This window comes from Streptomyces sp. NPDC033177 (genome assembly GCF_055577715.1).
In genome coordinates this window covers 201,001-227,922 of record NZ_JBVIPS010000003.1, presented here as the reverse complement: position 1 = coordinate 227,922, position 26,922 = coordinate 201,001, and the positions used below count along the sequence as shown (strand labels likewise).

23 protein-coding genes are annotated in these 26,922 nt (G+C 70.2%); 6 read left to right on the top strand and 17 right to left on the bottom strand.

The genetic code is table 11. The features are described 5' to 3' along the window. Nucleotides 1-46: 46 nt before the first annotated feature. Nucleotides 47-508, top strand: coding sequence for a universal stress protein (locus ACZ5U5_RS12110; RefSeq protein WP_469019775.1), 462 nt, complete (start codon nt 47-49; stop codon nt 506-508). 123 nt (nt 509-631) lie between these two features. Continuing rightward, on the top strand, nt 632-2,077 hold the full coding sequence (locus ACZ5U5_RS12105; protein ID WP_469019773.1) for an amino acid permease: 1,446 nt from the start codon (nt 632-634) through the stop codon (nt 2,075-2,077). Between the two features lie 54 nt (nt 2,078-2,131). Here ACZ5U5_RS12105 and ACZ5U5_RS12100 read toward each other — a convergent pair whose 3' ends face one another. Beyond that, nucleotides 2,132-3,376, bottom strand: coding sequence for a CapA family protein (locus ACZ5U5_RS12100; RefSeq protein WP_469019770.1), 1,245 nt, complete (start codon nt 3,374-3,376; stop codon nt 2,132-2,134). 289 nt (nt 3,377-3,665) lie between these two features. On the opposite strand from ACZ5U5_RS12100, the gene ACZ5U5_RS12095 reads away from it, so the two are divergent. Together ACZ5U5_RS12095 and ACZ5U5_RS12090 are read left to right on the top strand one after the other, a co-directional pair. Further along, nucleotides 3,666-4,181, top strand: a complete 516-nt coding sequence (locus ACZ5U5_RS12095; RefSeq protein ID WP_363207257.1) for a hypothetical protein — start codon at nt 3,666-3,668, stop codon at nt 4,179-4,181. Between the two features lie 151 nt (nt 4,182-4,332). Next, on the top strand, nt 4,333-4,986 hold the full coding sequence (locus ACZ5U5_RS12090; protein ID WP_469019768.1) for a zf-HC2 domain-containing protein: 654 nt from the start codon (nt 4,333-4,335) through the stop codon (nt 4,984-4,986). A gap of 31 nt (nt 4,987-5,017) precedes the next feature. On the opposite strand, the gene ACZ5U5_RS12085 is transcribed toward ACZ5U5_RS12090, so the two are convergent. The 3 genes from ACZ5U5_RS12085 to ACZ5U5_RS12075 are packed head-to-tail and all read right to left on the bottom strand — an operon-like array spanning nt 5,018 to nt 9,210. After that, nucleotides 5,018-5,878 (bottom strand): Fpg/Nei family DNA glycosylase, encoded by an 861-nt coding sequence (locus ACZ5U5_RS12085; RefSeq protein ID WP_469019766.1) that lies wholly within the window; start codon nt 5,876-5,878, stop codon nt 5,018-5,020. A 50-nt stretch (nt 5,879-5,928) separates the two neighbouring features. Beyond that, entirely contained in the window at nt 5,929-7,998 is a 2,070-nt protein-coding gene (locus ACZ5U5_RS12080; protein WP_469019763.1) for a SpoIIE family protein phosphatase, read from the bottom strand. Nucleotides 7,999-8,040: 42 nt separating this feature from the next. Next, nucleotides 8,041-9,210 (bottom strand): DUF6777 domain-containing protein, encoded by a 1,170-nt coding sequence (locus tag ACZ5U5_RS12075; protein ID WP_469019760.1) that lies wholly within the window; start codon nt 9,208-9,210, stop codon nt 8,041-8,043. Between the two features lie 82 nt (nt 9,211-9,292). Between ACZ5U5_RS12075 and ACZ5U5_RS12070 the strand changes: the two genes are divergently transcribed. Beyond that, nucleotides 9,293-10,711 carry a lipase maturation factor family protein gene (locus tag ACZ5U5_RS12070; protein WP_469019758.1) on the top strand — a complete coding sequence of 473 codons (1,419 nt, stop codon included), beginning with the start codon at nt 9,293-9,295 and terminating at the stop codon, nt 10,709-10,711. A gap of 23 nt (nt 10,712-10,734) precedes the next feature. Here the strand turns inward: ACZ5U5_RS12070 and ACZ5U5_RS12065 are convergent, their stop codons facing one another. From ACZ5U5_RS12065 to ACZ5U5_RS12030, 8 genes are all read right to left on the bottom strand, one after another. Beyond that, a complete protein-coding gene (locus tag ACZ5U5_RS12065; protein WP_469019755.1) occupies nt 10,735-11,598 on the bottom strand; it encodes an amidohydrolase family protein in 864 nt (287 codons plus the stop codon). Then, the gene (locus ACZ5U5_RS12060; RefSeq protein WP_469019752.1) at nt 11,598-11,912 is read right to left on the bottom strand and encodes an L-rhamnose mutarotase; all 315 of its coding nucleotides are present in this window, start codon (nt 11,910-11,912) and stop codon (nt 11,598-11,600) included. The genes ACZ5U5_RS12065 and ACZ5U5_RS12060 overlap by 1 nt, the downstream gene beginning before the upstream one ends. A gap of 261 nt (nt 11,913-12,173) precedes the next feature. Beyond that, a complete protein-coding gene (locus tag ACZ5U5_RS12055; protein ID WP_469019750.1) occupies nt 12,174-13,181 on the bottom strand; it encodes an aldo/keto reductase in 1,008 nt (335 codons plus the stop codon). Nucleotides 13,182-13,186: 5 nt separating this feature from the next. Beyond that, a complete protein-coding gene (locus tag ACZ5U5_RS12050; RefSeq protein ID WP_469019747.1) occupies nt 13,187-13,951 on the bottom strand; it encodes an SDR family NAD(P)-dependent oxidoreductase in 765 nt (254 codons plus the stop codon). Further along, complete coding sequence (locus ACZ5U5_RS12045) at nt 13,948-15,288, bottom strand: L-fuconate dehydratase (RefSeq protein WP_469019746.1); 1,341 nt, start codon at nt 15,286-15,288, stop codon at nt 13,948-13,950. Before ACZ5U5_RS12045 ends, ACZ5U5_RS12050 begins: the two co-directional genes overlap by 4 nt. A gap of 50 nt (nt 15,289-15,338) precedes the next feature. After that, nucleotides 15,339-16,376, bottom strand: a complete 1,038-nt coding sequence (locus ACZ5U5_RS12040; protein ID WP_469019744.1) for an ABC transporter permease — start codon at nt 16,374-16,376, stop codon at nt 15,339-15,341. After that, complete coding sequence (locus ACZ5U5_RS12035; protein WP_469019741.1) at nt 16,369-17,979, bottom strand: sugar ABC transporter ATP-binding protein; 1,611 nt, start codon at nt 17,977-17,979, stop codon at nt 16,369-16,371. Before ACZ5U5_RS12035 ends, ACZ5U5_RS12040 begins: the two co-directional genes overlap by 8 nt. An 8-nt stretch (nt 17,980-17,987) precedes the next feature. Beyond that, complete coding sequence (locus ACZ5U5_RS12030) at nt 17,988-19,073, bottom strand: sugar ABC transporter substrate-binding protein (protein ID WP_469019738.1); 1,086 nt, start codon at nt 19,071-19,073, stop codon at nt 17,988-17,990. Nucleotides 19,074-19,251: 178 nt separating this feature from the next. On the opposite strand from ACZ5U5_RS12030, the gene ACZ5U5_RS12025 reads away from it, so the two are divergent. Beyond that, nucleotides 19,252-19,953, top strand: a complete 702-nt coding sequence (locus tag ACZ5U5_RS12025) for a FadR/GntR family transcriptional regulator (protein WP_469019736.1) — start codon at nt 19,252-19,254, stop codon at nt 19,951-19,953. Between the two features lie 22 nt (nt 19,954-19,975). On the opposite strand, the gene ACZ5U5_RS12020 is transcribed toward ACZ5U5_RS12025, so the two are convergent. The 5 genes from ACZ5U5_RS12020 to ACZ5U5_RS12000 form a co-directional block, all read right to left on the bottom strand. Beyond that, nucleotides 19,976-20,347, bottom strand: coding sequence for a VOC family protein (locus tag ACZ5U5_RS12020; protein WP_469019734.1), 372 nt, complete (start codon nt 20,345-20,347; stop codon nt 19,976-19,978). Nucleotides 20,348-20,449: 102 nt separating this feature from the next. After that, nucleotides 20,450-23,479 (bottom strand): alpha-mannosidase, encoded by a 3,030-nt coding sequence (locus ACZ5U5_RS12015; RefSeq protein ID WP_469019731.1) that lies wholly within the window; start codon nt 23,477-23,479, stop codon nt 20,450-20,452. Nucleotides 23,480-23,718: 239 nt separating this feature from the next. Then, nucleotides 23,719-24,978 carry a glycoside hydrolase 5 family protein gene (locus tag ACZ5U5_RS12010; RefSeq protein ID WP_469019728.1) on the bottom strand — a complete coding sequence of 420 codons (1,260 nt, stop codon included), beginning with the start codon at nt 24,976-24,978 and terminating at the stop codon, nt 23,719-23,721. A 77-nt stretch (nt 24,979-25,055) separates the two neighbouring features. Then, nucleotides 25,056-25,877: a carbohydrate ABC transporter permease gene (locus ACZ5U5_RS12005; protein WP_365816251.1), complete on the bottom strand. Its 822-nt coding sequence runs from the start codon at nt 25,875-25,877 to the stop codon at nt 25,056-25,058. 120 nt (nt 25,878-25,997) lie between these two features. Beyond that, entirely contained in the window at nt 25,998-26,909 is a 912-nt protein-coding gene (locus ACZ5U5_RS12000; RefSeq protein WP_469019725.1) for a carbohydrate ABC transporter permease, read from the bottom strand. Between the last annotated feature and the right edge of the window lie 13 nt (nt 26,910-26,922).

Below are 26,922 nucleotides of genomic sequence, written 5' to 3'. Positions count from 1 at the left end.
AGACCAGCGAAGATCAGGAACGGTGCTCTCCGTTAACCTCTCGGCTGTGACTGAAGACCACTCCCAGCAGTTCGAACGCGGGACCGACGGCCCGAAGGTGATCGTCGTCGGTGTCGACGGATCGGACTCCTCGCTCCGGGCTGCCGCCTATGCCGGAGGCCTCGCGCGACGGCAGCGCGCCCTGCTCGCCGTCGTCTACATCCAGCCGGTGATGGCCGCGGGCGCCGCCCTCGGCGCCCCGGTGGCCGACACGACCGACGAGATCGCCGAGGGACTGATCGCCGAGATCAGGGAGTCGGCCGAGCGGGTGAAGGACATATTCGACGTGCGCTGGGAGTTCCACACCTTCCGCGGCGACCCCTACAGCGGCCTGGTCACCGCGGCCGACGACCTCAAGGCCGACGCCGTGATCGTCGGGGCCTCCGAGCAGGCGGGCCACCGGATCGTCGGTTCGGTCGCGGTACGTCTCGTCAAGGCGGGCCGCTGGCCCGTCACCGTGGTGCCGTAACCCACAACCCTCGGACTGCTGAACCCGCACACCCATGAGGGGTGTGGCGTCTTCCGTCTCGCACGCGCCTGCGCCATCATGATCCGCCATCAGCCGACTGCCGTCCGCGAAAAGGTGGAGCTCATGGCGGGACTCCGGATGGGGCACGGCGTTCTGCGCCGCAAGCCCATCGAACACATCGACGAGACCGAAGAGGGAGCGGGTGGCGGGCTCTCCCGCTCGCTCGGCCTCTGGCAGCTCACCGCGATCGGCGTCGGCGGCATCATCGGCGCCGGCATCTTCACCCTCGCCGGGACGGTGGCCAACGGCACGGCCGGGCCGGCCGTCCTCATCTCCTTCCTCATCGCCGGAATCGCGAGCGCGGCGGCGGCCTTCTCGTACGCCGAGTTCGCGGGCCTGATCCCGAAGGCGGGATCGGCGTACACCTACGGCTATGTGGTGCTCGGCGAGCTCACGGGCTGGTTCATCGGCTGGGACCTGCTCCTGGAGTACACGGCGATCGTGGCGGTGGTCGCGATCGGCATCTCCGGCTACTTCAACTTCCTGATCGAGGACATGGGCGCCTCGTTGCCCACCTGGATGCTGGGTGCGCCCGGCACGGGCGACGGCCACAAGGTGGACCTGTTCGCCGCGGTGCTGTGTCTGCTCATCGCCTATCTGCTGACGCTCGGCATCAAGAACGCCGCGCGCTTCGAGATGGTCGTGGTCGTCCTCAAGGTCCTCGTCGTCCTCGTGGTGATCGCGGTCGGGTTCTTCCACATCAACACGGGCAACTACGAACCGTTCTTCCCCTTCGGTGTCAGCGGGGCGTTCACGGGCGCGGCCACGGTCTTCTTCGCCGTGTTCGGGTACGACGCCATGAGCACCGCGGCCGAGGAGTCCAAGGACGCCCAGCGCCACATGCCGAAGGCGATCCTCTACTCCCTGGCGATCTCGATGGTCCTGTACGTCCTGGCCTGCCTCGTCCTCACCGGCATGCAGAGCTACAAGGACATCGACCCGGAGAGCGGGTTCTCCACCGCCTTCAAGTCCGTGGGCCTCGGCGGTCTCGCCGACGTCATCGCGGTCGGCGCGATCATCGGCATCCTCACCGTGATGTTCACCTTCATGCTCGGCGTCACCCGCGTCTGGTTCAGCATGTCGCGTGACGGGCTGCTGCCGAAGTGGTTCGCCAAGACGCACGAGACCCGCCACGTTCCGACGCGGGTGACGTGGATCGTCGGGTTCGCCTCTGCCGCCATCGCCGGGTTCCTGCCGATCGGCGAGGCGGCCGAACTGACCAACATCGGCATCCTGTTGGCCTTCGTCGTGGTGTGTGTCGCGGTGATCGTGCTGCGCTACAAGCAGCCCGACCTGCCGCGTACGTTCCGCTGCCCCGGGATGCCGGTGGTGCCCGCCATCGGGGTCGTCTTCTCCATCTGGCTGATCACGTTCCTCCAGTGGCAGACGTGGGCGCGGTTCGCGGTGTGGTTCGCGCTCGGTCTCATCGTGTACTTCGGGTACTCGTACCGGAAGTCGGAGCTGGCGAAGGCCGGTGCTTCTCCTGGCAAGGGCGCTCAGGGCCGCTGAGTGGCCGGTCCGGTGCCGGGCTGAGGTTCGGCCCGGCACCGGACGCCGCTCCTGCTACTTGCCCATCACCAGGCCGGTCTTTCCCGCACCCCGGCTCAGGACGATGGCGCGGATCCGGTCGCGGATGGCCGCGACGCCCTCGCCGCGCTCCAGCGCCGCGTTCAGGTTGGTCGCGCGGCCCGTGGCGGTGTTGAACCACTGGGGGATGAACTCGGCCTTCTTGACCTCCCAGCGGCCGCCGGGGGCCGCGGGCGGGGCGAACGTGAAGCGCCCGAGGGTGCCCTGGTTGCCCCGCGGGTCGTTCGCGCCCTCGTGGTTGATCATGTCGCCGGCGATCTGGTCGCCCATGCCGTAGAGGACCCAGGTCCCGTTGACCTTCTCGTAGGCCTGCGGGACATGCGCGTGCGTGCCCAGGATCAGGTCGATGTCGGGGCGGCCGCCGGTCCTTGACGCCGTGAGCTGCTTGCCGAGGCTCAGCTGGCGGGCGTCGGGGGCGTCCTGCCACTCCGTGCCCCAGTGCACCGAGACGACGACCACGTCCGCGCCCGCCTTCCGCGCGGCCCGTGCGTCCGCAATGATCCGCTCGCGCTCCATGAGGTTGACCGCCCAGGGCTGGCCCGGGGGCATCGGGGCGTCGTTCGTGCCGTACGTGTACGCGAGCTGCGCCACCTTCGCGCCGCCGGCCCGCAGCCACGCGGGCGACTTGCCCTCGGCGGCCGTGCGGCCCGAACCCGCATGCTTGATGCCTGCCTTGTCGAGCGCGTCCAGGGTCCGGCGCACCCCCGCGGCGCCGTCGTCGAGCGTGTGGTTGGAGGCGGTGGAGCAGGCGTCGTAGCCGGTGGCCGCCAGCGCGCGGGCGATCTGGGGCGGGGACTTGAAGCTGGGGTAGCCGGTGTAGTCCCCGTTCTCGCCGTAGATCGTCTCCATGTGACAGATCGCCAGATCCGCCTTGGAGACGACGGGCTTGACGTCCTTGAGCATCGGCACGAAGTCGTAACCGTGGCCGCCCGCGTCGGCGCTGGCCCGGTCGATGATCGAGGAGTGCGGGAGCACGTCCCCGGAGGCGACGAGCGTGAAGGCGCGCGGGGCGTCCTGGCCGCCACCGGCCGCCGACGGGGCGGGGGGCGGAGCGTCCCGATTACCACCTTGGGCGTCTTCCCGCTGTCTTTCGCCCCGCTGCTCCATATTCCGCTCCTGTGTGGGCTTCGTATTCGCCGTGCAGGCGGCGGTCCCGGCGAGAGTGGCTCCGATCATTGCTGCGGCCAGAAGAGCTGTTCCCTGGGGTGTGCGCTGCGTCATCGACCAGGCTCCGTGAATGGGGGATATTCGGCGAAACGAATCCACATTCGGACACAATGCCGAGTCAAGCAGCAATGCCGTCATAGTCCCCGAAAGGGACTTAAATCATCCGGCCATGTGACACGAAGAACAGAGGGGTCCCGACCTGCGACGAAACCGAGGGCTGAGTCAAGGCTCCGTAAAGCGCCTTGCTCGGAGCCCCCTTCGGGTAATCGGCTGTCCTCATCCGTGTTCCGGATTGGGGGCCAGAGGCCGGCGACGCGCACGGATCGGAGGAAGGCGAGACGGGATGCTGCACGAGAGCCGAGGAAACACGGAGGGCCCGAGTGATGGCGAACTGGCCGTGCCGATGGCGTGGTTGTACGCCGAGTACATTGCGGACGAATTGCTGCGTACCGGCGATTTGATGCCGCCGACATCTTTCGAATACCGCGCGGGGCGTGATGCTCTGGCCCTGACTATTTTCCTCTCCGACACGAATGGCGAGCTTTCGGGCATCCGCGTGGTCTCCCAGCTGGAGACCTGGCTGTCCCTGACGGCGTACGACCAGCCGTGGCTCGACTGGGTCGGCGAGCGGATGGCCTTGCTCACGGCGGACGCGGTCGCCTCCGGCGAACCCGCACCCGACCTGCAGTTGGCCGATCTGGCGTGGCGATGGCTCGAGGAGACGGAGCTGCTCGCGCCCGATCTGGACGCGGTGCCGGGCGGCGGGTCGCCGTGCGGTGAGGACGACGGGCCCAAGGTGTGGACGGCCGCCTGGCGCCTGGGGCTGCCGCTCGGACACCTGGCGATCCATCTGTTCTGACGCCCGGCAGAGACGTTCCGACACCGCCACGGAGTCGCCCTGACACCCCGTGTGAGTGTTCGCGTCCCGTGTCTTGAGTGATTCGGCGGTCCGCTGCGTACGGGAGGGCAGGAAGCACCCCCCCTGCCCGACTCGTCACGCAAGGAACGCCATGAGGCCCCTGGAGCGGCACCGCGACGCCGGCGCCTACGCGCTCGGCGTCCTCGACGCGGCCGACACCTTCCGCTTTGACGACCACCTCATGGACTGCCCCGAGTGCCGGGCCCTGCTGGCGGAACTCGGCCCGACAGCACAGCAGTTGGCCGCTTACGCACGTTTCACGCCGCCGCACGTCGAGCCTCTTGCCGTGCCCGGGCCCGGCCTCGGCGAGCGGCTGCTCGCCGAGGCCGCGCGGCTGCGCAGGGCCGGGCGCCGACGATGGCTGTGCGCCGTCGTGGCGAGCGTCGTCCTGGCGCTCGCGGCTCCCGTGGCCGCCGTGCTGCGTGCCGACGGACCCGGCCCGGAACAGATCAGCGCCCGCGACGGACGCACCGGAGTCTCGGCGACCCTGACCGCGCGGGGCCGCGCATGGGGCACGGACATCGGGCTCCGGGTCCGCGACCCGGACGGCCCCCACGTCTGCGAGCTCATCGCCGTCGGCACCGACGGCTCCGAGCAGACGGTGACGACGTGGAAGGCACCCGCGGGCGAGCCGTCGGAAGAACTCGCGACACAAGGTGGCGCGGCCCTGCCCCGCGAGGACATCGCCCGCTACGAGGTGCGCACCACCGGCGGACAGCGCCTGCTGACGTTACGGAGCCCCTGAACGGAGCCCCTGAACTCGCCCGCGCGCAGGGCTACTTCAGCAAGCGGGACATCCTCCGGTCCGCCAGCAGTTTCCCGCCCGTCTGGCAGGTGGGGCAGTACTGGAGCGAGGAGTCGCTGAAAGAGACCTCGCGGATGGTGTCGCCGCACACGGGGCACGTCTCACCGGCGCGGCCGTGCACACGCAGGCCGCTCTTCTTCTCCGCCTTGAGGCGGCCCGCCGCGACTCCGTGCGAGCGTTCCACCGCTTCGGTCAGCGTGCTCCGCAACGCCGCGTACAGCCCGTGGACCTCGTCCTTCGTGAGGCTCGACGTGAGCTTGAACGGAGACATGCGGGCCGCGTGCAAGATCTCGTCGCTGTACGCGTTCCCGACCCCCGCGAGCAGGGTCTGGTCCCGCAGCGCGCCCTTGATCTGCCGCCGTTCGTCCGACAGGAGCCCGGCGAAGCGGTCCTCGTCGAAGTCCGGGGCCAGCGGGTCGGGGCCCAGGCGGGCGATGCCGGGGACCGTCGCCGGGTCGTCGGTCACGTACACCGCGAGGCGTTTCTGCGTGCCCGCCTCCGTCAGGTCGAAGCCCTCCCCCGTCTCCAGGGCGACCCGCAGCGCGAGAGGGCCCTTGCCGGGGCGTGGCGTGCCGTCGGGGAGGCGGTCCTTCCAGTGCAGCCAGCCCGCGCGGGCCAGGTGCGTGACCAGATGCAGGCCGTCCGCGTCCAGGTCGAGGAACTTGCCGTGGCGCGCCACGGCCGTGACGGTGCGCCCTTCGAGGGCGGTGAGCGGCGGGTCGTACGTCTTGAGGACACTGATCGCCACGGGCAGCACCCGCACGATCTCGTGGCCGACTAGGTGGTCGGTGAGGAAGGCGCGCAGCGCCTCGACCTCGGGAAGCTCCGGCATCCGCTCACTCCTGTCCCAGTTCCAGTTCCGACCGTGCCATCCGCTCGCCTCTAACCCTCGGTTTCCCGGGCGGGCACGATGAACTCGCACCACACGCACTTGCCGGTGCCTCGTGACTCGACACCCCACACGTCCGCGAGCATGTCCACAAGGAGCAACCCCCGCCCCGACACCCCTGCCTCCCCCGCCTCCCGGCGGCGCGGCAGTGCGCTGGAGGAGTCCTCGACCTCGACGCGCAGGCGCCGTTCGCTGCCGCTGACCACCCGCAGCGTCACGATCGCCGCGCCGTCGGTGTGCATCAGCGCGTTGGTGATCAGCTCGTCCGCCACCAGCTCGATCTCGTCGGCGCCGTCCCCGGCACCCCAGGCGCGCACCGCGGCCCGGATCATGTGCCGGGCCTCGGCCAGCGCCTCCGGGTCGCCGGGGCCCACGTGCTGCTGGAGGCGGCCGCCGGTCCGGGGGGCGTCGACCGTGCGGCGGCGCAGCAGAAGCAGCGCCGCGTCGTCCTCGCCGCCCCGCTCGTCCACGCTCTCGCAGAGCCGGTCCGCCAGCTGCTGGAGGTCACGCGGCCCCGAGCAGGCCAGCTCGCCCAGGGCCCGCAGACCGTCGTCGAGGTCGGCGCCGGGCTCCTCGATCAGGCCGTCGGTGAAGAGCAACAGGGTCTGCTCCGCGTCGAGTTCGAAGGTGGTGACCGGATATTCGAGACGGCCGAACTCGGCCGAGAGCCCCAGCGGCAGACCACCCTCGACCGGCACCCTGCGACAGGTGCCGTCGGTCCGCTGGAGGAGCGGGTCGATGTGTCCTGCCCGCACCAGCTGGACCACGCCCGACGACAGATCGGCCTCCGCGTAGAGGCAGGTGGCGAAGCGTTCGGTGTCCAGCTCGTGCAGGAAGCCGGAGGCGCGGGCCATGACGGTGGCCGGCGGGTGCCCCTCGGCGGCGTAGGCGCGCAGCACGATGCGCAGCTGGCCCATGACGGCCGCCGCGTGGGTGTCATGGCCCTGTACGTCGCCGATGACCGCCCCGACCCTGCCGCCGGGCAGCGGGATCACGTCGTACCAGTCGCCGCCGATGTCGCGGCCGAGCGCCGCCGAGCGGTAGCGGACGGCGATGTCGGCGCCGGGCACTCCGGGGATGGTGCGCGGCAGCATCGCCTGCTGGAGGCCCTGGGCGAGGTCCTTCTCCTGCTCGTAGAACATGGCGCGCTGGAGGCTCTGCGCGATGCCGCTGCCGAGCGCCACCAGGACGTTGCGCTCCTCCTCGGTGAAGCCGGTCTTGTCCTGGTAGAGCAGGCCGAGCACGCCGATCGGCTTGGCCTGCGCGATCAGCGGCAGATACGCGGCCGATGTGATGCCCAGCTTGTCTATGTGCGGCCACAGCTCCGGGTACGAGGCCGCGAACTCCGCCGCCGTCTCGATGAAGCGCGGCGCGAGGGTGCGCACGGCGTCGCTCATCGGAAACCGCTCGTCGATCCGCGTGAACCTGGTGCCCGGCACGAAGCTGCCCACGGGCCCCTCCGCGACCAACCGGATCCGCCCGGCCTCGACCAGGCCCATGACCAGGTTCGAGGCGCCCAGGTGCGCCAGGCCGTGGGTGTCCTTGAGCACGTCGATGACGTCCCGGACGGTACGGGCGTGCGCGAGGGCCGCCGTGGTGCCCTGCACGATGCTCGTGCGGCGGCGGCGGTCCTCCTCCTCGTCGGCGCGCTGATGCCGGGCCGTGCTGTCGCCCAGCTCCTGCGTGGCGTCACGGACGATGCCGACGATGCGGTGCGGCTTGCCCGTCCCGTCACGGTGGATGAACCCCTGGGTATGGGTCCAGCGCAGTCCGCCTTCGCGCAGCCGGATGCGGAAGTAGATGCCGTAGGTGCGGCTGCCGTCCTTGAGGGCGTGCGAGACGTAGGCGTCGAGACGGTCTGCCTCGATCGGCGGCACGCGTACGCCGAGGCTCGTCGGGTGGCCGTCGTACTCCTCGGCCCGTACGTCGAAGACCTCGTGGCCCGCGGCATCGAGATGCATCAGGCCGCTGTCGAGGTCCCAGTCGAAGCAGCCTGTGCGGTTGGCCGCCAGGATCGACCGGGGATCCGTTGGCCAGTCGTCCGGCAGTGGCGTGGGCGTCATGACACTTCATGATTCTTCGCTGTCGGGACCGAGTGCGCACGCTCAGCCGCCGGGCGTGGGCGTCGGGCAGCCCGGCGGGATCTCGGACGGGGTGCCGGTGGGCGGCTCCGTGCCCGTGGCGGGCGGGAGCGTGGGGCAGTCCGTGGAGGTGGCGCCCCGGTCACTGGGCGAGTCGCTGTCACTGGGGGTGTCACTGTCGCTGGGCGAGTCGCTGTCACTGGGGGTGTCACTGTCACTCGGCGTATCGCTGTCACTGGGCGAGTCGCTGTCGCTGGGGGTGTCGCTGTCGCTCGGGGTGTCGCTGTCGCTGGGCGAGTCGCTGTCGTCCGGGTCGGTCGGGGTCGGCGTGGTGGGCGTGGGCGTCGGGGTCGGGCGCGGGGGCGGCACGGTGTGGTCGTGGCCGCCGTCCTCGTCACCGGTCCTCCGCTCGATCCAGGTGTTGTCGACGATGTTCACGATGGTGATGTTCACGATGATCTTCGGCGCCGGGGTCACCACCACGACCTGCGCCGGGCGGTAGCCGGACCACTGCTCGCCCTGGTGTCTTGGGGTGCCCTCGAGCGCGACCGGCGGCTTCAGCGGATTCCCGCAGGCACACCGCACGCGCGGCAGCCCCCGGTTGTCGACGAGGACGGCGGTGCCCGTCTGCAGCACGGACTGGAAGCTGGTGGCGCCGCCGTCGCGGTAGCCGTGGTTGGTCACGCGGGTGTCGGCCCGCAGCACGACCGGCGTCAGACCGCGCAGGAAGCTCGGGATGTCGGCCTGGGAGATGCCCGACACCTGGGCGAAGGCGCGGCTCTTGCCCTGGTCGGCGGTGAGGAAGCGGACCTGGGCGCCGACGTCACAGCTGCCCAGGGAGTGCGTGCCGCCGTACAGACCGGGTGTGCCGCCCGAGAGGGAGCGCACGCCCTGGGCCGTCGGCGAGGAGGTACCCGTCGGTGACGGTTGCGGCGAACGGGTGACGGGCGTGGGGGTCGCCGTGGACGCCGCAGCGGTCGAATCGGTGAACGGATCGGGGCCCTGGGCGGCGACGGGCTGCATGAACAGCTCGCCGCTGCCGTCGGCGGACTTCTTCTCGCCTCCGCCCGAGCATCCCGCGACGGCGAGGGCCGCGGATATCGCGAAGGCTGTCGCGTAGCTCCTGGTGGGCCAGGTGGGCCTCATGGGCCTGGTGGGCACACGCACCGCGTTCTCCCGCCTGCTATCGGGCACTTTGCCCCATTCTCCGGGGCAGTCGGAGCCGGTGCGCAAGCCGAGGAGGGGCGCCCGGCCGGTCAGGGCGCAAGATGGCCTTGTGGAGTGGTTCACAGCGGATCAGTACTGGCTCGGCCGTCTCGTCTTCCAGCGGGCTCTCGCCGCGCTCTACCTCGTCGCGTTCCTGGGCGCGGCCCTGCAGTTCCGTGCGCTGATCGGTGAGCGCGGCATGCTGCCGGTACCGCGTTACGTCGAGCGCGTGCCCTTCCGCAAAGCCCCGAGCCTCTTCCAGCTGCACTACTCGGACCGCTTCTTCGCTCTCGTCGCGTGGTCGGGCTGCGGCTGCGCCCTCGCACTGCTCGCGGGCGCCGACAGCCTGCTCCCCTTGTGGGGCGGCATGCTGCTCTGGCTCCTGCCGTGGGTCCTGTATCTCTCGATCGTGAACGTGGGACAGACCTGGTACGGCTTCGGCTGGGAGTCACTGCTCCTGGAGGTCGGTTTTCTCGCCGTGTTCCTCGGCAACGACGAGACGGCGCCGCCGGTGCTGATCCTCTTCCTGCTGCGCTGGGTGCTGTTCCGCGTGGAGTTCGGGGCCGGGCTGATCAAGATGCGCGGCGACGCGTGCTGGCGCAAGCTCACCTGCCTGTACTTCCACCACGAGACGCAGCCGATGCCGGGACCGCTGAGCTGGTTCTTCCACCATCTGCCGAAGCCGGTCCACCGGATGGAGGTCGCGGCCAACCACTTCACCCAACTCGTCGTGCCCGTCCTGCTGTTCACGCCGCAGCCGGTCGCGACGGCCGCGGCCTGCCTGATGATCGCCACCCAGCTGTGGCTGGTCCTCTCCGGAAACTTCTCCTGGCTGAACTGGCTGACGATCGTGCTCGCCGTGTCCGTCGTGGACTTCGGCGGCGCGGGGGCTCCGTCGACCTCGCCCGCTCCCCCGCTCTGGTACGAGGTGGTCGTCATCGCGGCGACGGCCCTGATCCTGGGGCTGAGTTACCGGCCCGCGCGCAATCTGTTCTCGCGTCAACAGATCATGAACTCCTCCTTCGACCCGCTCCATCTCGTCAACACGTACGGCGCGTTCGGCAGCGTCAGCCGCGTCCGTCAGGAGGTGGTCATCGAGGGCACGGCGGACGCCACGCCCCGCCAGGACTCGGAGTGGCGGGAGTACGAGTTCAAGGGCAAGCCGGGTGATGTGCGCCGCCGGCCGCGGCAGTTCGCGCCGTACCATCTGCGGCTCGACTGGATGATGTGGTTCGCCGCGCTCTCCCCGGCCTACGCGCGCTCGTGGTTCGGCCCGCTGGTGGAGCGGCTCCTGGACGGCGACCGTGACACGCTGCGGCTGCTGCGGCACGTCCCCTTCCCGCCGGAGGCGCCTCCCGCGTACATCCGCGCCCGTCTCTATCGCTACCGCTACACGACCTGGCGCGAGTTGCGGGAGACGGGTGCCTGGTGGGAGCGGACGTACGTGCGGGAGTTCCTGCCGCCGACGCGGGTGTCGTCGCCTCGGTGACCGCTCGGTGATCCCTCGGTGAGTCAGAGGCCGTAGACGCGGGTGGCGGTTCCGGCGAAGAGGGCGGCGCGTTCACCGTCGGTGAGCGGGTCGGTCAACTTCCGTGCCGCGTCAACGACTTCCGAGTACGTGGCGGCCAGGGTGCAGACCGGCCAGTCCGAGCCGAACATCAGGCGGTCGGGCCCGAAGGCGTCCAGGACGGTGTCCGCGTACGGGCGCAGGTCGTCCACCGTCCACGTCCCCAGGTCGGCTTCGGTCACCAGGCCGGAGAGTTTGCAGACGGTATTGGGGAGCGCGGCGAGCGAGCGGACAGCCGTGGCCCAGGGTTCGAGCGCTCCGGAGGCGACGGGCGGCTTGCCCAAGTGGTCGAGAACGAAGGTGAGTTCGGGATGCTCCCGCGCCGCCTCGACGCAGGCCGGGAGCTGGTGGGGCAGGACCACGAGGTCGTAGGCGAGGCCCGCCGCGCCGACCGCGGCCAGGCCCCGGCGCACGTCGGACCGCAGCAGCCACCGGGGGTCGGGCTCGCCCTGCACCTGGTGCCGGATGCCCACGAGGTACTGCCCGCCCGGGAGTTCACGCAGCTCCCTGAGGGTGTCGCCGACGTCAGGGCGGGTGAGGTCGGTCCACCCGACGACGCCCGCGACCAGGTCGCTGCCGGCCGCCAGGGCGAGGAACTCGGGGGTCTCCTCGGCGACGGTGACCGTCTGCACGAGCACGGTCGCGGTGACGCCCACGGCACGGGCCTCGGGCAGCAGGTCGGCGAGGGAGAAGTCGCGGCGGATCGGGGCGAGTGCGTCGCCGGTGATCCACTCCTGGTCGCGTACGGAGAGGTCCCACACGTGGTGATGGGAGTCGACGAGGCCGGGCATCGCGGCAGGTTCCGCCATCACGGCAGCTCCCATACGACGGGCAGGCCCGCGTCCACGCCCTCGGCCGAGTAGTCGTGGACGACGTCGAGGAGTTCGGCCATGCGGGCCTGCCAGGCGATGTTCACCGGCAGCTTGTCCAGCTCGGCGAGCATCCGGGCGTAGTCCTCGCACTCCAGGACGTGGAAGAGGTCGCTGCCGCTGCGCCAGATCGTCCAAGAGGTGGCGCCCGCCGCGCGGATGGCGGCGACCACCTCGGCGGGTACCTCGCGGTGTGCGGCGTCGTACTCGGCGACGCGGTCGGCGCGGACCGTGGTGTGCAGGGCGATTCTCACGCGGAAGCCTCTCGGGGTCTGGGACGGGGACAGGCGACGCACCCGCCCGACGTGGGCGGCGCGCCTCACCGCGCATGGAGTCATCCGCACTCCGACTGACTCCGACTCCGCTCCTGACCCCGGCCCCATCCCGGGCTTCGGCGTGCAGGGCGATTCTCACAGTGTCGGGCAGCGGGGTCGGAGGCCTCTCGCGGGTCTGGGACGGGACAGGCGTCGCATCCGCCACACGGGCAGCGCGCCTCGTCGTGTGGCGAGAGGCCCTCACGCCGGCCCCGCCCCTGCCCCCGACACCGGCACCGGCGCCTCGAAGGGCAGCAGGCCCGCGCCTCGCGCTTCGCGCCAGAAAGCGTCGGGCACCGCGGACGCGAACTGGGCTGCCGCGTCCCGGACTTCGTGTGGTGAGCGGGCGCCGACGAGGACGGTGGTCACCGCCGGGTGGGCCAGGGGGAAGGCCAGGGCTGCTGCGCGCAGGGTGGTGCCGTGCCGCTTCGCGATCGTCTGCAGGCGGCGGGCGCGGTCCACGAGATCCTGCGGCGCGGTCGTGTAGTCATACGTCGCGCCGGGTCTGGGGTCGGCGAGCAGGCCCGAGTTGAAGACGCCCCCGATCACGACCGCCTTGCCGCGCTCGTGCGCGGCCGGGAGCAGCTCGGTCAGGGCGCTCTGGTCCAGGAGCGTGTAGCGGCCCGCGCACAGCACGGCGTCGACGTCCGTGTCACGGACGAAGCGGGTGAGCATCGCCGTCTGGTTCATGCCCGCGCCGATCGCGCCCACGACGCCTTCGGAGCGCAGCCGCTCCAGGGCCGGATACCCCTCGCGGAAGGCCTGCTCGGCGTGATCGTCCGGGTCGTGGAGGTAGACGATGTCGACGCGGTCGAGGCCGAGGCGGGCGAGGCTCGCCTCCAGTGAGCGGCGGATGCCGTCCGCGCTGAAGTCCCAGATCCGGCGGTGCGTGGCCGGGACGGCGAAGCCATGGGCGAGGTCGTCACCCACAGGCCTCTCCACCGCTTCGAGGAGGCGGCCCACCTTGGTGGAGAGCGTGTACGCCTCCCGGGGGTGTGCCCGCAGTGCCTCGCCGAGCCGGCGCTCGGACAGGCCGATGCCGTAATGCGGGGCGGTGTCGAAGTAGCGGACGCCCGCCTCCCAAGCGGCGTCGATCGCCGCGCGGGCCTCCTGGTCCGCGATCGGCGTGCAGAGGTTGCCGAGGCCGGCGGCGCCGAAGGACAGCTCGGTCACCTCGACGCCGCCGGGTCCGATGGCGCGCCGGGCCATGCCGCTCACCGGGCAGCGGGCCGCAGCCGCAGGCCCTGCATGCCGCCGTCGACGGCGAGCGCGGTGCCGGTGGTCGCGCCGGACAGGGGGCTCGCCAAGTAGGCGATGGCACCCGCGACTTCGTCCGCCGAGACGAGGCGCCCGGTGGGCTGCCGGGCCGCGAGCGCGGCACGCTCGGCCGCCGGGTCGGGCGCGGCGTCCAGGAGGCGGCCGACCCACGGGGTGTCCACGGTGCCGGGATTGACGCAGTTGACGCGCACCCCTTCGCGTACGTGATCGGCGGCCATCGCGAGCGTCAGGGAGAGCACCGCGCCCTTGGACGCCGAGTAGAGGGCGCGCTGCGGCAGACCGGCCGTCGCGGCGATCGAGCAGGTGTTGACGATCGCCGCGTGGGTGGAGAGGCGCAGGTGCGGCAGGGCGGCGCGGGTGGTGCGCACGATCCCGATGACGTTCACGTCGAGCACCTTGTGCCACTGGGCGTCGTCGTTGTCCTCGACGGTGCCCTGCGCGCCGATGCCCGCGTTGTTGATCAGTACGTCGAGTCCGCCGAGCTCCTCCACGGCGGCGCCGACGGCGTCGCGCACCGAGGCGTCGTCGGAGACGTCGGCGCGGTAGCCGGTGAGCGGCTTCTGCACGCTGCCGGGATCCAGGTCGAGCACGGCGACCCGGGCGCCCCGCGCGGCGAGCAGCTCGGCGGTGGCCCGTCCGATCCCGGAGGCTCCTCCGGTGACCAGGGCCTTGAGCCCCTCGAAGTCCTGGGCGTCGGTCATGCGGCTGCTCCTTTGCCCTGAGCGAGGTCGGCGGCCCAGAAGGCGCCGTCCGGATAGGTGAATTCGGTGAGGGACTCGGCCCGCATGGTGGCCGAGAAGCCCGGCGCGGTGGGCGCCATGTAGTGGCCCTCGCGCACCACGACCGGGTCGATGAAGTGGTCGTGGAGGTGGTCGACGTACTCGATGACGCGGTTCTCGGTGGTCCCCGCGAGCGCCACGTAGTCGAACATCGAAAGGTGCTGGACGAGTTCGCACAGGCCGACGCCACCGGCGTGCGGACAGACCGGGACGCCGAACTTGGCGGCAAGGAGCAGGATCGCGAGATTCTCGTTGACTCCGCCGACGCGTGCCGCGTCGATCTGCAGCACGTCGATCGCGCCCGCCTGGAGGAGCTGCTTGAAGATGATGCGGTTCTGCACGTGCTCGCCGGTGGCGACCTTGACCGGGGCGACCGCCTTCCGGATCGCGGCGTGACCGAGGACGTCGTCGGGGCTGGTGGGCTCTTCGACCCAGTACGGGTCGAACTCCGCGAGGGCGCGCGTCCATTCGACGGCCTCGCCGACGTTCCAGCGCTGGTTGGCGTCGATCGCCATGCGGATGCCGGGCCCGATCGCCTCGCGGGCGGTACGGCAGCGGCGTACGTCGTCCGCCAGGTCCGCGCCGACCTTCAGCTTGATCTGGGTGAAGCCATCGGCGACGGCCTGCCGGGCGAGGCGGGTCAGCTTCTCGTCGCTGTAGCCGAGCCAGCCTGGCGACGTCGTGTAGCCGGGGAAGCCGCGCTCGCGCAGCAGGGCCGCACGCTCGGCGGCTCCGTGGCGGCCCGACCGGAGCATGTCCAGGGCCTCTTGCGGGGTGAGGGCGTCGGCGATGTAGCGGAAGTCGATCTGGGAGACGAGCCACGAGGGCTCGGCGTCCGCCAGGAACCGCCACAGCGGCTTGCGCGCACGCTTGGCCGCCAGATCCCAGAGCGCGTTGACCACGGCACCGATGGCCATGTGCATCACGCCCTTCTCGGGCCCGAGCCACCGCAGTTGGCTGTCCCCGACCAGGTCGCGGTTCAACGTCCCCGGATCGGCGCAGAGTTCGTCCACGGACCGGCCGAGCACGTGATGACGCAGAGACTCGATCGCGGCGACCTGGACGTCGTTGCCGCGCCCGATGGTGAAGGTGAAGCCGTGCCCCTCCAGGCCGTCGTCCGCGTCGGTGCGGAGCACCACATAGGCGGCGGAGTAGTCGGGGTCCGGGTTCATCGCGTCGGACCCGTCAAGATCCCGTGAGGTCGGGAACCGTACGTCATAGGTGTCAACCGCGGTGATGCGGGCGGGAGTCGGGGACACAGGAGGCCTTTCCGGAAAGGGGCAAGGAGACGGGGGAACCCGGAGCGGGGTCAGTCCTGTGCGCGGCCGGTGGTGACACGCGCGATCATCAGGGCGACCAGGATGATTCCGCCGTAGATGGCCTGGATCCAGAAGGAAGGCACCTGGGCGAGGGTGAGCAGGTTCTGTACGACGCCGAGCAGCAGGACGCCGGTGAGGGCGCCGAACATGGTGCCCTTGCCGCCGTCCAGGCTGATGCCGCCGATGACCGCGGCCGCGAACACGGTGAAGATCATGTTCTGGCCCTGGTTGGCGTTGATCGCGCCGACGTAGCCGGTCTGCATGAGTCCGCCGACGGCGGCGAGAACACCGGCGACGACGAACACGCCGAGCATCACGCGCTCCACGCGGATGCCGGCGGCGCGTGCCGCGTCGGCGTTGCCGCCGATCGCGTACAGGGCGCGCCCGACGCGGTGGTACTTGAGGACGAAGCCGGCCACGCCGAAGGAGATCGCGGCCAGCCACACCGAGAGCGGGATGGTCAGGAACGTCGAGGTGGCGAGGGTGTAGAAGGCGTCGGGCATGCCGAAGAGCGTCTTGCCCTCGGTCGCGCCGACCAGCAGCCCGCGCAGCACGATCAGCATGGCGAGCGTGACGATGAAGGCGTTGAGCTTGAGCTTCACCACGAGGATGCCGTTGAAGGCGCCGATGGCTCCGCCGACGAGCAGGATCGCGAGGAGCCCGGCAGCCACGGGCATGTCTGTGCCGAACCCGGCCTGGGCGGCGGGCAGGACGAGGAGCGCACCGACGGCCGGCGCGATGCCGACGACGGACTCCAAGGACAGGTCGAACTTACCCGTGATCAGCACGAGGGACTCGGCGAGGACGACCATCGCGAGGGCGGCAGAGGCGCCGAGGATCGAGATGAGATTTCGCTCCGTCAGGAAGGAGTCATTGAGCAGGGCTCCCAGGAGCATGAGAAGCAACAGTGCTGGAACCAGGGCGAGTTCGCGTGCGCGTCGCAGGAGGATGCCCTTCGCTGCGCGGCTTTCGGCGGTGCTTTTCCTTGCGGGGGCAGCTTGTGCGGCCGGGGCCTTGGTGTCAGCCACTGTGGTCTCCTTGATTTTCGGCTGCGGGCCCGTTGTGGCTGGCCGCGCAGTTCCCCGCGCCCCTATCGGGGCCCGTCGTGCCCACCCCCTCGATCGAGGCGATCAGGGCGTGGTCGGCGAAGCCCGCCTCGTGCTCCGCGACGACCCGGCCGTGGAAGAGGACCAGGACGCGGTCGCAGCGCCGCAGGTCGTCCAGTTCGTCGGAGACGACGAGGACGGCGGTGCCGTCCTCGCGGGCGTGGTCCATCCGGGCGAGCAGTGACTCCTTGGACTTCACGTCCACGCCCGCGGTGGGGTTGATGAGGACGAGGAGGCGCGGGTCGGAGGCGAGTGCGCGCGCCATGACGACCTTCTGGGCGTTGCCGCCGGAGAGGTCCGACACGGGCTGGTCGGGTCCCTCGGCATGGATGTCGAGCCGGTCGATGAGCTCCTCGGCGAAGCCTCGTTTGCGTTCGGTGCCGACGAAGCCGTACTTCCCGAGCCGGTCGAGCACGGTCATCGTGGCGTTGTCGCCGATCGTCATCCCGAAGACCAGGCCCTGGTCGTGCCGGTCACGCGGCACGCAGCCGACGCCGGCCCGCAGCGAGGCGGTGACATCCCCGAACGGCAGCGTTACGCCGTCCAGTTGAGCACTTCCGGCGGTCGGCGTGTGCAGGCCCGCTATGGTCTCCGCGAGGTTGATCTTGCCGCTACCGCTGGACCCGGCGAGGCCCACGACCTCGCCCTTGCGGACGGTCAGGTCGACGCCCGCGTACGAGTCGCTGGTGAGGCCCCTGACGTCGAGCATCACCGGGGCGTCGGCAGGGACCTCGGTCCGGGCCACGGACTTCTCGGCGGCCTCCTTCTCCCGCAGGGCCTCGCCCGCCATGGCCTCGACCAGGGCGGCGCGGGGCAGGTCGGCGACGGGGGCGGTGGTGATCCAGCGGGCGTCGCGCAGGACCGTGACGGTCTGGCACACCTCGTACACCTCCTGGAGGTGGTGCGAGATGAAGAGAAAGGTGACCCCGGATTCCTGGAGCGCCCGCATGCGGGTGAAGAGCCGTTCGATCTCGCGGTTGTCGAGCTGCGCGGTGGGCTCGTCCAGGACGATGAACCGCGCCCCGAAGCTGAGTGCCCGCGCGATCTCGACCATCTGCCGGTCCTCGACCTTGAGGTCGGCGGTGCGGGCGTCCGGGTCGACGCGCACGTCCCAGGTGTCGAGCACCTCCGCGGCCTGTGCGCGCAGCTTGCGCCAGCTGATGAAGCCGCCGCGGCCTTCGGGCTGCCGGTTGATGAAAAGGTTCTCGGCGACGGTCAGATCGGGCACGACCGTCGGCTTCTGGTAGACGCAGGCCACCTTGCGACGCCAGGCGTCGCGGTCGGTGAGCGCGGGTGCCGGTTCGCCGTCGAAGAGGACGGTGCCCGCGTCCGGGGCCTGGAGTCCGGTGAGGATGGTGACGAGGGTGGACTTGCCCGCGCCGTTGCGGCCGACGAGGGCGTGGGACTCACCGGGCAGGACGGTCAGCTGCCCGTCCTGCAGGGCGACGGTGGGTCCGTACCGCTTGGTGATACCGGCCGCTTCGACGAGCGGGGTCGTCGCCAGGCCGGTGGGGGGCTCGGTCATCGGCGTACTCATTTGACCGTGTTGCCCCACAGCTCGGAGTCGTCCACGTTCTCCTTGGTGACCAGCGGCGCGGGCAGCTGGTCCTCCAGGATGCCGCTGGGCAGCTTCACGATGGTGGAGTCGTGGTCGGTGGGGCCGGGCTTGAACTTCTTCCCGTTCATCGCGGCCTTGATGTAGTACATGCCGTACTTGGCGTACGCGTCGGCCGGCTGCGAGACCGTGGCGTCGATCTGGCCCTTGCGGATGGCGTCGAACTCCTGCGGGATGCCGTCGTTCGAGATGACGGTGATGTGTCCCTTCTCGCCCGTCTTCTTCAGCATCTTCTTCGACTTCAGGGTCTGCAGGGTGGGCGCGAGATAGACGCCGCCCGCCTGCATGTAGATGCCCTTGATGTCGGGGTTGGAGTTGAGCAGTGTGTCCAGCTTCGACGCGGCCGTGTCGGACTCCCACTTGGCGGGAATTTCGAGCACCTTGAGCTTGGGGAACTTCTTCTTCACGCAGGTGCGGAACGCCTCGGAACGCTCGCGGCCGTTGACGGAGGCGAGGTCTCCCATGATCTGGACGACCTTGCCGGTCTTGACCTTCTCGCCGAGGTAGTCGCAGGCCTTCTCGCCGTACGCGACGTTGTTGGCCCGCACCACCATCGCGACCTTGCCCTTCTCGGGGGCGACGTCGACGGCGACCACGGGTACGCCCTTGCGCTCGGCCTGGTCGAGTCCCGCGGAGATGGCCGCGCTGTCGAGGGGCGCGACGACGAGCCCCTTGACCCCCTGGTTGAGCTGGTTGTTGATGTCGGTGATCTGCTGCGAGGGGTCGCTGTTGGAGTTGACGGTCTTCATCGCGTCGACGTCCTCGGACTTCGCCATCTTGGGCACGTAGTCGTTGTACGACTGCCAGAACGGCGAGGTCAGCAGGGGCAGGATCACCCCGACCTTGCCCTCCCCGCCGCCTCCGCCGCCCGCGGGCGCCGCGCTGTCCTTCGTGCTGCCGCATGCCGTGAGCACGAGGGACGCGCAGGCCGCGGCGGCGGCGATCCGCGCCGCGCGCGAAGTCCCCGCCTTGCTGGTCCAGTTGCGCACTGTTCTGCCGGCCATCTGACGGCTCCTCATCGAGCGTGGATCGGAAGTCCTAGCGACTGATGGGCGAATATTTATCAGACCACTTGGCGCTCACAACACCCCTCGACGCCAAATTTTCCCGCTTTCAGGCCGTAGTGGTCCGACCACATCTCTGACTAGACTGCGGCGCACTCGGCTAGTGGAGGAGCGTTACGTGGACCAGACCGCCCCGCAGAAGGGCACCGTGACGCAGCGGGCCATCGAGCAGATCAAGGCGATGATCGGCGAGGGCCGGCTCGAACCGGGCCAACGCCTGCCCACGGAGCGTGACTTGGCCACGCAGCTGTGCCTCTCACGGAGCTCCATGCGGGAGGCGATCCGGGCGCTCACGGTGATGGGGGTCCTGGAGGCCCGGCACGGTTCGGGCATCTACGTCACCCAGCTGGAGGCCGGGGACCTCCTGGAGACCTTCGGAGTCGTGGCCGACCTGTCACGAGGACCACGCCTCGTGGAGCTCCTGGAGGTACGCCGGGTCCTCGAATCCACGGCGACGGCGCTGGCGGCGGCACGGATCTCCGCCGATCAACTGGCGGACGTGGAGAAGCACTTGGAGGCGATGAACGCCACGGAGGACCCGGAGGAAATCCTCTCCCACGACCTGGCGTTCCACCGGACGATCGCCCTCGCGGCAGGCAACGACACGATGGCGGCCATCCTGGAGGGCCTGTCGTCCCGCACGTTCCGCGCGAGGGTCTGGCGCGGCTACCAGGAAGAGGGCGCCTTCGAACGCACGCGCCGCGAACACGCCCGCATCCACCGGGCATTGGCCGCCCGCGACCCAGAGGCAGCGAGGGCCGCGGCGGCGGCACACGTGGGAGAGGTGGAGGAGTGGATGCGGGCACAGGTGGACGGCTGACGGGCCGCCGCGCCCAAGGGCCCTAACCGATGAGGGTCTTCTTCGGGCGGACCACGCAGAACTCGTTGCCCTCCGGATCGGCAAGGACCGTCCAGGACTCCTCGCCGCTCTGTCCGACCTCCGCCCTCCGTGCCCCGAGTGCGAGCAGGCGGTCGATCTCGGCGTCGCGGTCTTCCGCGTCGGACGTCAGGTCCAGGTGCAGACGGTTCTTGACGACCTTGCGGTCCGTCGTCGGCATGAAGCAGATGCCGACCGGCGCGTTCTCGTCGGGCCCGATCACGACCTCGCGTTCCCGCTCGGACAGGATGCGCCAGCGCAGCGCCTCCGCCCAGAAGCGGGCCAGGGCGGGCAGGTCGTGGGCGTCGATGACGATGTGGTGCAGCGTGACAGGCATGTACATCAGTGTGCGCCCGGATGAAGGGGCGCCGACGAAGCCGGCGGGACTGTCTTTCTGCCCCGCCGGCAATCTCCCTCGTCAGGTCAGCTCAGCGCGACGTCACGCCCGCGTCAGGCGCAGCGTCACCAGTTCGAACGGGCGCAGGGTGAGGGTGACACCGCCGTCCGAGTGCTCCGGAGCCGGCGCGTCGGTGAGGGGGCGCTCCAGGAGATCCGTCGCCGTGACCGAGCCGAACGGGAAGCCCGGCATCAGCGTTGCCTTCGCCCGCCCGCCCCGCGACTCGTGGAAGCGGACGACCACGTCACCGCTGCCGTCGTCAGCGAGCTTGAGGGCCGTGACGACCACCGCGTCGTTGTCGAGGGTCACCAGCGGGGTCACCTCGGCGCCGCCCGGCACCTGCCGCTCGGGCAGGTTGATCCGGTAGCCCTCACGCACCGCGTCGCCGATCCCGGCCCCCGGGACCAACGCGTGCCGGAAGCGGTGGACGCCCTGGTCCGTCTCGGGGTCGGGGAAACGCGGGGCGCGCAGGAGCGAGGCGCGGACCGTGGTGGTCGTGCCGGAGTCCGAGGCGCGTACCGTGCGGGTCACGTCGTGGCCGTACGTCGAGTCGGTGACCAGGGCCACGCCCCAGCCCGGCTCCTCCACGTGCACGAAGCGGTGGTTGCACGCCTCGAACTTGGCGGCCTCCCAGCTCGTGTTGGTGTGCGTGGCCCGGTAGAAGTGGCCGAACTGCGTCTCCGACGCGTACCGCTCCGCGTGGATGTCCAGCGGGAACGCCAGCTTCAGGAACTTCTCCGTCTCGTGCCAGTCCACCTCCGTGTCGATGTCCAGGCGCATGGAGCCGGGCGACAGGGTCAGCGTCTGCGTGAGCCGCGACGCGCCGAAGCTGCGTATGACACGGACCGAGGCGTCGTTCTCGACGGGCTCGACCGAGTCCGCCTCCGTCAGGTCCGTGACCGTGTTGCGGTAGAACTCGTCGACGTCCCACGCGTCCCACATGTTGGGGAAGTCGGCGTGGATCTGCGGCAGGTTCGCCGCCTGGCCGGGCGCGACGGTCTCCCGGCCTGCCACGAGGTCGTACGCCGAGACGATCAGACCGCGCGCGTCGATCTCGACCCGCAGCAGGCCGTTGTCCAGCACATAGCCGCCGTCGGCGCGCGAGGCTATCGCCGACTGGCCGTCGATCGCGGCGGGCCGCGCGCCGCCCGCCGGGACGCCGTCGCGGGTGTGCGGGGTGGAGTTGAAGACGAGGGTGGTGTCCGTGCCGCCGCCCTCCCCGGCAAGCGCCCGCTGAGCCGCGTCGATGATGCCGTTCAGCTCCTCGGCGACCTTCGCGTACGTCGCGCGCGCCTCCCGGTGCACCCAGGCGATGGACGAGCCGGGCAGGATGTCGTGGAACTGGTGGAGCAGCACCGTCTTCCAGATGCGGTCCAACTCCTCATAGGGGTAGGCGAAATCGGGTGCACGCACCGCCGCCGTCGCCGCCCACAGTTCCGCCTCCCTCAGCAGGTGCTCGCTGCGGCGGTTGCCCTGCTTGGTGCCCGCCTGGCTGGTGAGCGTGGCGCGGTGCAGCTCCAGGTACAGCTCGCCGACCCAGATCGGGGCGTTCGGGTACTCCGCCTCGGCCTTCTCGAAGAAGGCCGCCGGGGTTTCCCACTTGACCGTCGCAGAGCCCTCCAGGTCACGGAGGCGTCCCGCCTTCGCGATCATCTCGCGGGTGGTGCCGCCGCCTCCGTCACCCCAGCCGGTCGGGGCGAGGGAGTGCCGGGCGACGCCCTTGTCCTTGAAGTTCTTCGCCGCGTGGGCGATCTCGCTGCCCTTCATCGAGCAGTTGTAGGTGTCGACGGGCGGGAAGTGCGTGAAGATGCGGGTGCCGTCGATTCCTTCCCAGTTGAACGTGTGGTGCGGGAAGCGGTTCGTCTGCGACCAGGAGATCTTCTGGGTCAGCAGCCACTTCGAGCCCGCCGCCTTGATGATCTGGGGCAGCCCGGCAGCGAATCCGAAGGTGTCGGGAAGCCACGCCTCGTCGTTCTCGACGCCGAACTCGTCGAGGAAGAACCGCTTGCCGTGCACGAACTGACGGGCCATCGCCTCCGACCCCGGCATGTTCGTGTCCGACTCGACCCACATGCCACCAGCCGGCACGAACCGCCCGTCGGCGACCGCCTTCTTGACCTTCGCCCACACCTCGGGCCGGTGCTCCTTGACCCACGCCCACTGCTGCGCCTGCGACATGGCGAAGACGAAGTCCGGCTCGTCCTCGATGAGCGCGGTCATGTTCGACGTCGTACGCGCGACCTTGCGCACCGTCTCACGCAGCGGCCACAGCCACGCGGAGTCGATGTGCGCGTGGCCGACGGCACTGATGCGGTGGGCCGAGGGCTCGGCGGGCGTGGTGAGGACGCCTTCGAGTTCCGCGCGGGCCGCGGGCGCGGAGCCGTTCACGTCCTGGAGGTCGACGGCGTCCAGGGCGCGGCCGATGGCGCGCACGATCGCGTACCGCCGACCGGAGTCCTCGGGAAGTTCCTGCATGAGCTCGCCGAGCACTTCGAGATCGATGACGAGCTGCCACACGGTCTCGTCGAAGACGGCGAGGTCCATGCGGGCGAGCTTGTACTGGGGCTCGCTGCCGGCCGTCTCCTTGTCGCCGAGCTGGGTGGGCAGGAAGGGGTGGTAGTCGAGGATGACGGGGTTGGAGGCGGCCTCGATGTGCAGGTGGACGTCCTCGCCGCCGGTCGCCGGGGCGGCGATCCGCACCCACTGGTTACGGGGGTTGAGGCCCTTCACCGGGGTGCCGTCGGGGCGGTAGACCAGGCCCTCGCACTGGAAGCCGGGCATGTTCTCGTCGAAGCCGAGGTCGAGGATGGCCTCGACGGTCCTTCCCGCCCATTCCTTGGGGACGGTGCCGGTCACCTGGAACCAGCTGGTGGCCCAGGGGGCGCCCCACCGCGCGCCGACCTCGGTCGGCGTCGTCTCGGCGGCCAGGCCTTCGGCCACTGGAACCGGCTCGCCCGGCGCGTTCCACACCGCTACGTCCAGAGGTACGGACTCGGGGTAGACGGCGGGGCGGATGCGCTCGTCGAGGACGCGCTTGAGCCGGGCTTCTATGAGGGTGCGGTCGTCATGCATGTGGGTTCTCCGGTTGCTCGTTCACTGCGGGTTCTGGGGGGGTGAGTTTTGTTGTCCCCAACCCCGCCCCTTCCCGAAAACCCGCTCTGGCGCGGGGGCCTTGCGTACCAGCCATCACCGGCTCCGCCGAGTTCGTCCTCAAACGCCGGACGGGCTGGATTTTCAGCCCCTCCGGCGTTTGAGGAGGCTCTCGCGCAGCGAGTTTCGGGAAGGGGCGGGGTGGGGGAAAGAACTTGGGCTTAGCCGACCTCCCCCGGACGCACGACCTCCGTAATGCCCCGCGCAGCCAAGTGCGCGGCGTCACCAGCCCGGGAGGCCAACACCGTGGTGGGCCGCACCCCGTCCGCCGCGAGCCGCATGAACGCCTCGAAAACCGCTCCCCCAGGAGCACACGCGGACCGCTCCGAAGCGGAGTCCTCGACCACCACGGCGGTTCCCCGCACGGCAGGCGCATACTCCCGCCCCCGCCACTCCTTCGCGAGCCGCGCAAGCACCTCACCCCCCGGCTTGACCAGCCCCGAGTTGGTCAACAGGCCCAGGCTGTACTCCAGTTCAGGGAAGTCAGCCAGCGAGCGCGACACATCGTGCGAGCACCACCACGTCACCCCCCACACATCCGCACAGTCGAGCGCCGCCTCCACCGTCGCCTCGGTGAAGGCGGCCGCGTGTTCCGCGGGGATGAGGGGAGCCGGCGCGCCCACCTCCTGGAGCCAGACCGGGCGGTGCGGATCGTCCGCCCACGCCTTGGACAGTTCGATCATGTACGCCGCGTGGTGAGCGGTGGCGACCCCGCCCCGCCCGTGCCGTTGGGCCGTGCCGTTGAACACCCAGGAGTGCACGGCGGTCGCACCACCGAGGCGCGCGGCCTGGGCCGGGGTGAACGGCTGGTCGTCCTGGTACCAGGCGGCGTCGTACTCGGCGTGCAGATGCAGCTTGCCGGGAGCGCCCTCCTCGCACGCGGCGAGCACCCGCCGCAGCCATTCCCCCGCCTGGTCCTGCGTGATGCGGTCGGGGTCGGGGTGCGGGCCCGCCGAGAACTGGTTGACCTCGTTGCCGATGGTCATGCCGATGAAGTTCGGCCGGTCGGCCAGGGCCGCGGCGAGCGTACGCAGGTACGCGACCTCGCCTTCCACGACATCCGGCTCGGTGAAGATGTTCCGCCGGTGCCACGTCTGCGTCCACGCGGGCAGGAAGTCGAAGCTGGACAGGTGCCCCTGCAGTCCGTCGACGTTCACGTCGAGGCCGCGCTCGGCCGCTGCGTCCGCGAGGGCGACGAGCTGCTCCACGGCGCGCGGCCGGATCAGGGTGCGGTTGGGCTGGAAGTACGGCCAGATCGGGAAGACCCGGATGTGGTCGAGGCCAAGCGCGGCGATCGCGTCGAGATCGGCGCGTACGGCGTCGATGTCGAAGTCGAGCCAGTGGTGGAACCACCCCTGGCTCGGGGTGTAGTTCGCGCCGAAGCGCGGCGCGGCGGAGGGCACACGGGTCGTACGAGACATGCGAGTCCTGGTTCTCGGGGTGTGGGGGCCCGGCACGGGACCGGGGTGCAAGGGAGTACGAGGGGGGGGGCGGCGGCTCAGCCCTTTACCGCCCCCTCGCCCACCCCGCGGAAGAAGTACCGCTGGAGGCAGGCGAAGAGCACGATCAGCGGGAGCACGGCGATGACCGTGCCCGCGGCGACGAGCCGTTCGTCGTTGGCGAAGGTGCCGTGCAGGTAGTTCAGGCCGATGGTCAGGGTGAACTTGTCCGGGTCGCTCAGCACGATCAGCGGCCAGAGGAAGTCGTCCCAGGCGCCCATGAAGGCGAAGATCGCCACCACGGCGAGCGTGCCCTTGACCGCGGGCAGGGCGATCCGCAGGAACCGCTGCCAGACGTTCGCGCCGTCGACGTACGCGGCTTCCTCGATCTCGTACGGCAGGTTCAGGAAGGCGTTGCGCATCAGCAGGACGTTGAGCGCGGAGACGCAGCCGGGCAGCAGCACACCGATGAGGGTGTTGTTCAGGCCCAGCTCCCGCATGGTCGTGAACTGGGCGATGATGATGCCCTCCACGGGCACCAGCATGGCGAGGACGAACACGATCGTGGCCGCGCGGCGGCCCCGGTAGCGCAGGCGGGCGAGCGCGTAGCCGGCGAGTGTGGCGCCCACGCAGTTGGTCACCACGTTGGCGGCGGCCACCTTCAGGGAGTTGAGCGCGTAGTCCCAGACGGGGATGGTGTCGGCGACGCGTTCGTAGTTGTGGAAGGTCGGGCTGCTCGGCAGGAACTTGGGCGGGGAGCTGAAGATGTTCTCGTGCGGGCCCTTCAGGGAGGTGGACAGCTGCCAGAGGAAGGGGCCGATCATCAGGGCCAGTACGGCGAGCAGGAGGCCGTAGCGCAGGATGATCTCCCACACGGGCATCCGGCGGCCGTTCTCGTCGGTGATCCGCCCGCGCCTGCGGGCGCCGCCCTTCCCGGCATTGCCCTCCGTCTTCCGCGCGGCCCGCTCGGTCTTGCGCGTGTCGGTCGCGATGCTCACGGGTCAGTCCTCCTTCCGGTCCGCGCGCAGCACGAGCAGCATCAGCGCGACGGTGACGACGAAGACGACGACCGAGATGGCCGACGCGTACCCGACGCGGCCGGTCAGGCCGGTGCCGACGCGTTGCACCAGCATCACCAGCGTGGTGTCCTCGCCCGCCGGGCCGCCGTTGGGCCCGGCCATCAGATAGACCTCGGAGAACACCTTGAAGGCGGCGACCGAGGACAGCGCGGCCACCAGCACCATGGTGGAGCGCACGGCGGGCACGGTGACGGTGAAGAAGCGGCGGACGGAGCCCGCGCCGTCCACCGACGCGGCCTCGTGGAGTTCACGTGGCACGTTGGCGAGCGCCGCCAGGTAAATGATCATGTAGTAGCCGAGGCCCTTCCAGACCGTGACGGCCATGGCACTCAGGAGGAGCAGCCACTGGTCGCTGAGGAAGCCGACCGAGCCGATGCCCACGGCCTCCAACACCGCGTTGACCAGACCCCGTTCATCCAGCATCCACACCCAGATCAGGCCCACCACGACGATGGAGGCGACCACGGGCGTGTAGAAGGCGGACCGGAAGAAGGTGATGCCGGGGATGTGTTTCTGGACGAGCATCGCGAGCAGCAGCGGCAGCAGGACGAGCGCGGGGACGACCCCCACGATGTAGAGCGTCGAGTTGCGGAGCCCGATCCAGAACATGTCGTCGTGCAGCAGCTCGCGGAAGTTGTCCAGGCCGACGTACTCCCCCGGGATCAGGGTGCGCTTGTCGGTGAAGGAGTTGATGAGCGTGCTGACGAACGGATAGAGGATGAAGATGCCGACGATCAGCAGGCCCGGAGCCGCGAACAGCCAGGGGCTTGAGGGCAGTTGACGTCTGATGCGGCGGCTCTGGCTTTGACCGACCGCGGCGCTGGAGCTTTTCATGGTGGTGGTCCGT

What these genes read in the sequence shown, in the direction of transcription:
- ACZ5U5_RS12095 (WP_363207257.1), top strand. Translation starts at nt 3,666, where the DNA reads ATGCTGCACGAGAGCCGAGGAAACACGGAGGGCCCGAGTGATGGCGAA.
- ACZ5U5_RS12010 (WP_469019728.1), bottom strand. Translation starts at nt 24,978, where the DNA reads ATGTCTCGTACGACCCGTGTGCCCTCCGCCGCGCCGCGCTTCGGCGCG.
- ACZ5U5_RS12100 (WP_469019770.1), bottom strand. Translation starts at nt 3,376, where the DNA reads ATGACGCAGCGCACACCCCAGGGAACAGCTCTTCTGGCCGCAGCAATG.
- ACZ5U5_RS12090 (WP_469019768.1), top strand. Translation starts at nt 4,333, where the DNA reads ATGAGGCCCCTGGAGCGGCACCGCGACGCCGGCGCCTACGCGCTCGGC.
- ACZ5U5_RS12065 (WP_469019755.1), bottom strand. Translation starts at nt 11,598, where the DNA reads ATGGCGGAACCTGCCGCGATGCCCGGCCTCGTCGACTCCCATCACCAC.
- ACZ5U5_RS12020 (WP_469019734.1), bottom strand. Translation starts at nt 20,347, where the DNA reads ATGCCTGTCACGCTGCACCACATCGTCATCGACGCCCACGACCTGCCC.
- ACZ5U5_RS12085 (WP_469019766.1), bottom strand. Translation starts at nt 5,878, where the DNA reads ATGCCGGAGCTTCCCGAGGTCGAGGCGCTGCGCGCCTTCCTCACCGAC.
- ACZ5U5_RS12030 (WP_469019738.1), bottom strand. Translation starts at nt 19,073, where the DNA reads ATGGCCGGCAGAACAGTGCGCAACTGGACCAGCAAGGCGGGGACTTCG.
- ACZ5U5_RS12055 (WP_469019750.1), bottom strand. Translation starts at nt 13,181, where the DNA reads ATGGCCCGGCGCGCCATCGGACCCGGCGGCGTCGAGGTGACCGAGCTG.
- ACZ5U5_RS12000 (WP_469019725.1), bottom strand. Translation starts at nt 26,909, where the DNA reads ATGAAAAGCTCCAGCGCCGCGGTCGGTCAAAGCCAGAGCCGCCGCATC.
- ACZ5U5_RS12050 (WP_469019747.1), bottom strand. Translation starts at nt 13,951, where the DNA reads ATGACCGACGCCCAGGACTTCGAGGGGCTCAAGGCCCTGGTCACCGGA.
- ACZ5U5_RS12005 (WP_365816251.1), bottom strand. Translation starts at nt 25,877, where the DNA reads ATGCCCGTGTGGGAGATCATCCTGCGCTACGGCCTCCTGCTCGCCGTA.
- ACZ5U5_RS12080 (WP_469019763.1), bottom strand. Translation starts at nt 7,998, where the DNA reads ATGACGCCCACGCCACTGCCGGACGACTGGCCAACGGATCCCCGGTCG.
- ACZ5U5_RS12015 (WP_469019731.1), bottom strand. Translation starts at nt 23,479, where the DNA reads ATGCATGACGACCGCACCCTCATAGAAGCCCGGCTCAAGCGCGTCCTC.
- ACZ5U5_RS12105 (WP_469019773.1), top strand. Translation starts at nt 632, where the DNA reads ATGGCGGGACTCCGGATGGGGCACGGCGTTCTGCGCCGCAAGCCCATC.
- ACZ5U5_RS12035 (WP_469019741.1), bottom strand. Translation starts at nt 17,979, where the DNA reads ATGACCGAGCCCCCCACCGGCCTGGCGACGACCCCGCTCGTCGAAGCG.